Raw genomic sequence first — 1,275 nt, forward strand, 5'->3', positions numbered from 1 at the left:
ATCAGGAGCCGTGTGATGTGAAAGTATCAAGCACGGTTTGGAATTGGAGTTGGGGAAGGTGACTTCTCTTTCGACCATAACCAGTTTAGAGACACCGGGGAGATTTTCCTAAAGTGAAAGTATTTGCAGTTTAGAGATTACCGGGGAGGTTAGGCGATCGCTTTTCCGGACGGTTGACTGTTTTTCTAATCTGGTAGGGAGGTAGGGCGATCGCTTTTCGGGTGGCGGGGGGTTTGGCGGCGCTGGGGGAGGGATTAAGGGCGCAGCGGTAAAATCCATGAGTGGAGCGTAGCGGAACGAATTTAACTTTGTGACCAAGCCCTTAATACCGTGGGTGGGTGGGTTCCGCCGCCGCCAATGGGGGGAGCTTGAGGCGATCGCTTTTCGGGTGGCGGGTTTTGGAATGCTCCTTAGTCGGGGTGAGTTGAGAGGTAGGGCGATCGCCGGCGCGGACAGTTGGCTGGTTTGGGCTAACTTGTGGGGAGGTGCGGTTGGCTGGTTTTTAGAGGCGGTTGATTTGTGGGGAGGCAAGGTTTTCTGTTTTTTAGATTCTCGTGCGATCGCCGGCGCGGATAGTCCTTGGCGTGCCTTGGTTGGGATGCCTAGTTACTGGGTGCTTCGCACAAGAGGGGTTGACTTATGGGGATGCCAGGTTATTGGGCGCAGTGGCTTACTAGTGTTCAGTGAAGTTTAGTGGTGGCGCTCCTCTCGTAATCGCCGCGCGCCAAAACGAAAGTTACTAGTGTTCAGGAAAGGTGATCGCGGGCGCGGGCTCCAAATACCGCTCGGTCCTAGGCGGCAGTGGCTTACTAGTGTTCAGTGAAAGCAACTGGTGGGGGAGCCGCTCCGGGGTGGGTAGTGCTAAAGAGGTAATGATGCGTTGTAGTGATGGATAAAGTGCGAGACGTTTAGGAGTGAAATAAGGCTGCAATGCCTGAAATAACCTCCTAGAGGGAGATAGACTGAATCAACCCAGTTTACCCCTTAACTGTCTATATGTTCCGACACTCGGGCTTAAAACGAGCAAGGCAGGAAACTCAAGGTCAATCCCATTTTAAGAAATCGCCAAATTTACCGTCCAGGTGAACTTAGGAGGAGTAAAATCCACTTGGGGCGATTATGGGAAAGAGTAAAGGCGGTAGCCACCCCCAGTTTTGGGAATCACAAACCCAGGATTGAAGCGGGGAACGGAAGGCGTGATGTAGAACATACTACTAGACGCGACCACTGCCAACCATCCAGGAGATTAGGGAAACCGAATGTCTGGCTTGAACC

Annotated in this window: 2 protein-coding genes; one reads left to right on the top strand and one right to left on the bottom strand. The window is 52.6% G+C overall.

The features are described from left to right. Positions 1–108: 108 nt before the first annotated feature. On the bottom strand, positions 109–279 hold the full coding sequence (locus P5683_RS24900) for a hypothetical protein (protein ID WP_157234464.1): 171 nt from the start codon (positions 277–279) through the stop codon (positions 109–111). A 31-nt stretch (positions 280–310) separates the two neighbouring features. Between P5683_RS24900 and P5683_RS24905 the strand changes: the two genes are divergently transcribed. Next, entirely contained in the window at positions 311–694 is a 384-nt protein-coding gene (locus P5683_RS24905) for a hypothetical protein (RefSeq protein ID WP_008053270.1), read from the top strand. The last annotated feature ends 581 nt before the right edge of the window (positions 695–1,275 follow it).

Source organism: Limnospira sp. PMC 1279.21, assembly GCF_032349615.1.
GTDB classification, from domain to species: Bacteria; Cyanobacteriota; Cyanobacteriia; order Cyanobacteriales; family Microcoleaceae; genus Limnospira; species Limnospira fusiformis.